1 protein-coding gene is annotated in these 587 nt (G+C 58.4%); it reads right to left on the bottom strand.

Going from position 1 to position 587, the window contains the following annotated elements:
• Positions 1 to 173: 173 nt before the first annotated feature.
• The gene (locus tag EOB49_RS34530; RefSeq protein WP_127383549.1) at positions 174 to 461 is read right to left on the bottom strand and encodes a GIY-YIG nuclease family protein; all 288 of its coding nucleotides are present in this window, start codon (positions 459 to 461) and stop codon (positions 174 to 176) included.
• Positions 462 to 587: the final 126 nt, after the last annotated feature.

Here is a 587-nt window from a genome sequence, read left to right as displayed (position 1 = left end):
CCGTCTTCATGGGCACCGACGTCGACCAGCCGCGCAATCTGGCGAAATCGGTGACGGTGGAATAGGCCTCATCCTTTCGTCATCCACGGGCGTAGCGGGAGCGAAGCTCCTGCGCAGACCCGAGGATCCATTCCGTGGCGGTATGGCGGGTCAAAGCAGTGCAGAACTTGGCGCTACCACCCAGTCCCGCGGAAAAGCTCGAACCACTCCGGATTGGCCTTTTCGATCAATTCAATCTTCCATTGACGCGGCCAACGTTTCAGCGACTTCTCGCGCTGGATTGCATCGCGGATGTCGAAATACTCTTCGTACCAAACCAAGCGTTCTACGCCATACCGCCCAGTAAAGCGCGAACCCTCACCAGACTTGTGCTCGGGCATTCGGCGGCCGAGATCGTTTGTGACGCCAATATAGATGGTGCCGCGTTTCCGGCTCGCAGTTAAATAGACATAGCCCGTCATGAACGAAGTATAGCGACCGAACGATCCGCCGACCATCTTGAGGGGTTGCATTCTTCGGCCGACGTCACGGAATGGATCCTCGGGTCTGCGCCGCGTCGCTTCGCTCCTTGCTCCGCCCGTGGATGA

Origin of the sequence: Mesorhizobium sp. M7A.F.Ca.MR.148.00.0.0 (assembly GCF_003997735.1) — a bacterium.
Classification (GTDB): Bacteria; Pseudomonadota; Alphaproteobacteria; order Rhizobiales; family Rhizobiaceae; genus Mesorhizobium.
Note: the sequence above shows the minus strand (reverse complement) of the source record. Positions and strands in the feature narration are given on the sequence as shown.